The sequence below is a fragment of the Bacillus salipaludis genome (assembly GCF_004358205.1).
The window spans coordinates 1-5,063 of the sequence record NZ_SMYO01000063.1 but is presented as its reverse complement, the minus strand read 5'-3'; the positions used below and the strand labels follow the sequence as shown (position 1 = coordinate 5,063).

The following is a 5,063-nucleotide window of genomic DNA, read 5'->3' as shown; positions in this document are numbered from 1 at the left end:
CTTTCGGCCCGCTACCTAACTGTCTACGCTTAAAGACTAAAGTTACCTTTAGCCCTCCAAGACTCGCTACGAGCGAATGGCTAGTTCTTACTCGACGGGAATCCCACCCGTTATATGATACGACCTATGCTCGGCCGCACAAGCACCCGATAGTTTAAGTGAGTTTCTTCACAAACTAGGTGAGTTTTTATTTTTACCAAAAATGGACAAGACATAGTCAATTGCCTTCTCAACATGTGGCATCTTTACATAATTTATAGCAATTCCCTTAAAAAAGAGGTTTTTGGCATTTACTTCAATTATGAAAATGCTCGTCGTTTCGAAGGTCAATTGATTAAGTTTAAAAATGAACAGGGTGACTGGGTTATCGGCAAGGTTGTTAAAGTAAAAAAGGACGGTTTTGAAATAGCTGAACTAAATTCAAAGCAACCAAATGATGGCTACGGCTTTGGATTTTTTCCTGGGCCATTTTTCGGCAGACCTTTCTTTAGACCGTTTGGTGCCCCGTTTTTCCCATTCTTCTTCTAAGAATCGCTTATAGAGCAACGCCTTCAGGCTTGCTCTTTTTTCATGTCGAATGTTGATTTACCATATATTCAACTGATCACAACAAATCTGAGTCATGAAAATACACGGTGTTATGTGAGTTACCATAGTGAAGGACGATATAAAGTCATAGAAGGAAAGATGCTAAATCCTTGAAACACAAGTCACTTTCTTTAGACTCTGTGATTTGTAAATAAATAAAATGAATTTCTAGAATGCACATGTTTTTTTAAATCTCGAGACCTTTCTAATAACTGTTGCGAGAAGGCTCTTTAATTTTTTATTTTATGTAAGAAGAAGACAAAACATATCTGAGGTGCTACCAGCGGTTTCGGTTTATATAACATATGCCTAATATGACTTTATGGGCAGGGCATGCTTAATTTCCCTGTTATTCCATATTCGCATTTAACAATTTACGCAAAAGAAAAAAGCCTGTATATAAGACTTTTTTCAAGAATTTAAATTAGTAAAAACAGGTTGCTCCAACGATAATTAACAGGATAAATAATACTACGATTAAAACGAATGGATTGCCTCCGCAAAAGCCACCTCCGTAGCCAAATCCGGGGGAACAACAACCACCGAATCCACCGTAGCCTCCGAAACCACCGTAACCATCCATAATTACTCCTCCTTTCAAAAAGGAATAGGTTATTTCTTAAACAAAACCACCAACAAATGAAGCTCCTATAATAATAAGAAGGATAAACAAAACAACGAGTAAGGCAAAGCCACCACCAGCGCCTCCGAAACCAACACCATCCATATACACAACCGCCTTTCAGCTGATACCTATAAAATATGTAAAATACCAAAAAGTGGTTGGGCACTATCTGCAATTAAGATCCTTCACCTAGGTTGTCTCCCTGTCCATGCTTAAGTGTAGTTTTTATTAAGTGGAAAGTATTAATATATACAAAAAAGCCCTACTAGGGCTTTTGGTGATTGAGACTGACTTTGACAGGTCTATGTGCTAAGCCATACTATGGCTTTTCGGCTACACTCTAGACTATGCATCCGTTTAACTTGAGTACCCAATCGGTTAAGTTTTATTTGGAGGAATTTTTTAGAACAGACCAAAAATTAATTCGATAAAAAATCAGCCCTTGTCCATTTCATTTCATGATCTTGTACATATATTATGATTACACCAAAACTAAACATATATATTACCTTCTGGATATTAAGAACGTTTGCCTATAAAGCAGACGTTTCTTTGCATTTACAGGCATGTCGTATATTTTGCCTTCTCAATATGATATTTGTCCAAGCAAATCTTGTCTTATGAAATATGATACATAGTGAAAGGTTTATTTCGGACATTCTAACAGGTGGTGATAAGTATGTGCTTTGGAGGCTTTGGCTACGGAGGTTATGGCTACGGAGGTTTCGGTGGAGGCAGTACATTTGTTTTAATCGTTGTACTATTTATCCTTCTAATTATTGTTGGTGCATCTTGTTTTTATTAATATACCAATACACGATCATACAGAAAGAATCATTAATGCTGGAGGTGAACTAAATGGACGGAATGGGAAATAGTTTTGCGTTAATCGTAGTATTGTTCATTCTTCTTATCATCGTTGGTGCATCATTTATGATGTACTATTAGTAATAAGATGGATGGAGCAGGAAAAAGTCCCTTTATCGGGACTTTTTTAACGTTTAAGTGTATTATTTTTTGTTGTTACATTTTTCAGAACACAAAAAAACTGCTGATGCTGCCCGATACTTATTCAACTCAAGTACCCATTAGTTGAACAAGAAGATAAAAAATCCCCTTTATAAGGGGGAATTAAGTTTATCCTATTCATCTTTTGGTTTCTTTTCACACCAAGGAGTTGTGGGTCTTGTAGCAGGATACCCAAATTGCTCTCGATACTGTTTCCTCTCATCTGTAAAATACCACCAACTCTTATCGCTATCAGGATAATTAGCATGATAAACTATACAACGTAAAGAATCTTCCACACAGGGGTCTTCCCAATATCCGAATAGTTCTTCCAATTTATCTGTTAAATTAGCACCATCTTCATTCTTTATCTCTTCAAGAGAATAAAATCCCAATTCAGTTACCCATTGAGCCAACTTTGGACCAATAGAAGGTATGGATTGAAATTGAGCCAAAGCTCGCAGATATTTGGCACGTTCGAAAGAAGATTTTAGACACTTGGATATTGAAGAGACATCCATATCGGCAATTTCACTTAATTTTACTTTACATCTTCTTAAAATTAATTTTTCTTCGGATGTTAAAGGTAGTTTGGGAGAAGACTTTTTCATTTAATACACCCTATTTTCCATATAGACGCTTTAAATTTATTTAGACAACGTTAAATATAATATTTTGATGCTTCTTTTTCAACTAACCTGCTAATTAGCCCAATAAGAAAAGCTGTCGCAACGACAGCTCTGCTCTTCAACTCTTACACCCGTTACTTGAAGAAGACCGGGTCCAAAACTGGTTTATAAAAATAGGGTCCCTCATCTACTTCATGAGTTTGGATATATGTCCAAGAAAAATCTTTATCCACTACATAGACATCATGTATGTATTCTTCAATTTGATTATTTATGTCTTCTGAAATTAAGCCGCTGGTGTTTTCAAGAATGAATGAATTGTTATAATGTGAATTTAATATTTTACAAATGTTGTGACGCTTCGATTTGAAACTACTGTACTAGTTGTAAGTTCATTCAACCAATTCTTTTCGTCGAATAGATATTCTTCGAATTCATCTTTATATGTACGCTGTAAAAGGTTGATTGTTCTTGCTTCATTTGGAACATTTATCGATTCTGGTAATACTTTTTTACCCTCCCAGTGTTCATAAGTCTCAACTGTATCACCCAGCTCCATAAATTCTTCTAAAAAAGATATAAAGAAGAGTTTTTCATATCCATAAATCTCATAAACATATGGCTTGATATAAAACTCCCTCCCTCTATTTAAAATATTTCTCCCAGAAGCAAAGTTTCAATCCTTGTTTAACTATCCTGCGCCGATTGTTTAAGTACAACGTTTCACAATATTTCTTGTAGAAAGAGAAAAAAAGGCGACCTTCTTCTTGAAGTATCGCACCCTTTACTTTAAGTACATTACTTCACAATCTTTTTTACACCTTAAAAAGCTCAATCCCTTAAATGTGTTGTCCATACAAAAAGACGCTTTCTTATTAAAGAAAAGCGCCCGACTGTGGTAGATACATTATCCTCAATTTCTTCTTTGAATTAAAAAAAGTTCATTATTAACCTCTTCGCATTATTTTTCGTTTAACATTGAATACTTGCGATAAGCTTTATAGAAACTGCTGCCAAAGAAAACAACCATTAGGGCGGGAAGCAACCTCAATAGGGCAAAGGGAGTTTCAAATAAAAATGCTTTCCAAAATAATGCACCTTTCATACTCCAAAGACCTTCGGCTAAATATAAACCTGAATCCTTGTAAAGAATATAAGATATAGACAATAACAGTATACCTAAACCAGATGAATAACCCATCAATCTTTTATAATAATTACTCTTTGATTGGCGATCCGAGAAGATTTCATTTTGATCGTCATCTTCTTTTTGCCAATATCGAATTCCACCAAGCCAGGGGCCATTTATATAAATCCAACCGAAATCTTCAAATATTTCTTTGTAATCTTTGAACTTTTTCTTTGATAAATAATCTTGATAATCCAGTCGCATTACATATCTCTTGTCGGTTTTATCGAAAGTGTATATTCCTAGTCCACTAATATTTGTACAACGATAGCCCTTTTGTAATTGCTGATTCAGCCATTGTTCCTCTTTTTCAATATCAAAAAATATCTTAAATTTCTTCATTTCGATTCACTTCCTTCGTACAGTGATAAAATGTGCAATAACCTGTTTTGCTCCATTTTCAAAATTGCGCTTCCTTCTGCAGTTATCATATAAACTTTTCTCCGACCTGACTCTCCAACAGGCTCAATCCAACCATGCTTATTCAGGTTTTCAATCGCACCGTATAATGTACCAGCTGCTAAAATAACAGTACCGTTACTTATCTTTTCTATCTTTTGCATTACGGCATAGCCATGGAGTGGCTCACGCAGAGCTAATAAAATATAATGCATGGTTTCAGACAACGGTAATAATTTATGTTTCATATCCTTACCCTCTATTCAGTTCAGCTATATAGTTCAACTTAATAATAACATAATACAGTTCAACTGAATAGTAAATAACATTTTCAAAATTATTCCAATGAACTTAAAGTAAAGCTCGATAAAAAGGGAAAAATCAATCAAAAAAAGTCGCTTTCCGTACGGTTGGAAAACGACTTTTGGTGCAGTCTTATTCAATTAAATGACCCCATTGTTGAACATAGGTATCTATCTTCAACTAGTCGAGTAGAAGGGAGCCTTTCTACCTTCCGGTAGATTGTACTCCTCCCCCTCACAGAACCGTGCTTGCACTATTAATGCACACGGCTCCTCCTAGTTATCGTTTACAGACTGTAGCTAATCTCTTTTCTTAGATTCAG

The 5,063-nt window shown here is 35.4% G+C and carries 10 protein-coding genes; 3 read left to right on the top strand and 7 right to left on the bottom strand.

Features of this window, described 5'->3' with window-relative positions; genetic code table 11:
• Positions 1–330 precede the first annotated feature (330 nt).
• On the top strand, positions 331–528 hold the full coding sequence (locus tag E2K98_RS30090; RefSeq protein ID WP_133340625.1) for a hypothetical protein: 198 nt from the start codon (positions 331–333) through the stop codon (positions 526–528).
• 484 nt (positions 529–1,012) lie between these two features.
• Here E2K98_RS30090 and E2K98_RS30085 read toward each other — a convergent pair whose 3' ends face one another.
• Positions 1,013–1,171 carry a YjcZ family sporulation protein gene (locus E2K98_RS30085; RefSeq protein ID WP_133340623.1) on the bottom strand — a complete coding sequence of 53 codons (159 nt, stop codon included), beginning with the start codon at positions 1,169–1,171 and terminating at the stop codon, positions 1,013–1,015.
• Positions 1,172–1,207: 36 nt separating this feature from the next.
• On the bottom strand, positions 1,208–1,315 hold the full coding sequence (locus tag E2K98_RS30080; RefSeq protein ID WP_133340128.1) for a YjcZ family sporulation protein: 108 nt from the start codon (positions 1,313–1,315) through the stop codon (positions 1,208–1,210).
• 577 nt (positions 1,316–1,892) lie between these two features.
• On the opposite strand from E2K98_RS30080, the gene E2K98_RS30075 reads away from it, so the two are divergent.
• Complete coding sequence (locus E2K98_RS30075) at positions 1,893–2,018, top strand: YjcZ family sporulation protein (RefSeq protein WP_081810819.1); 126 nt, start codon at positions 1,893–1,895, stop codon at positions 2,016–2,018.
• A 53-nt stretch (positions 2,019–2,071) separates the two neighbouring features.
• The gene (locus tag E2K98_RS30070; protein WP_133340621.1) at positions 2,072–2,161 is read left to right on the top strand and encodes a YjcZ family sporulation protein; all 90 of its coding nucleotides are present in this window, start codon (positions 2,072–2,074) and stop codon (positions 2,159–2,161) included.
• Between the two features lie 194 nt (positions 2,162–2,355).
• Here E2K98_RS30070 and E2K98_RS30065 read toward each other — a convergent pair whose 3' ends face one another.
• The 5 genes from E2K98_RS30065 to E2K98_RS30045 form a co-directional block, all read right to left on the bottom strand.
• Positions 2,356–2,832, bottom strand: coding sequence for a helix-hairpin-helix domain-containing protein (locus E2K98_RS30065; RefSeq protein ID WP_133340619.1), 477 nt, complete (start codon positions 2,830–2,832; stop codon positions 2,356–2,358).
• A gap of 152 nt (positions 2,833–2,984) precedes the next feature.
• On the bottom strand, positions 2,985–3,191 hold the full coding sequence (locus E2K98_RS32500) for a DUF4275 family protein (protein WP_407921241.1): 207 nt from the start codon (positions 3,189–3,191) through the stop codon (positions 2,985–2,987).
• Complete coding sequence (locus E2K98_RS30055; protein WP_133340617.1) at positions 3,185–3,409, bottom strand: hypothetical protein; 225 nt, start codon at positions 3,407–3,409, stop codon at positions 3,185–3,187. Before E2K98_RS30055 ends, E2K98_RS32500 begins: the two co-directional genes overlap by 7 nt.
• A gap of 402 nt (positions 3,410–3,811) precedes the next feature.
• Positions 3,812–4,381, bottom strand: coding sequence for a DUF2812 domain-containing protein (locus E2K98_RS30050; protein ID WP_133340614.1), 570 nt, complete (start codon positions 4,379–4,381; stop codon positions 3,812–3,814).
• Entirely contained in the window at positions 4,378–4,686 is a 309-nt protein-coding gene (locus E2K98_RS30045; RefSeq protein WP_133340612.1) for a PadR family transcriptional regulator, read from the bottom strand. The genes E2K98_RS30050 and E2K98_RS30045 overlap by 4 nt, the downstream gene beginning before the upstream one ends.
• Positions 4,687–5,063: the final 377 nt, after the last annotated feature.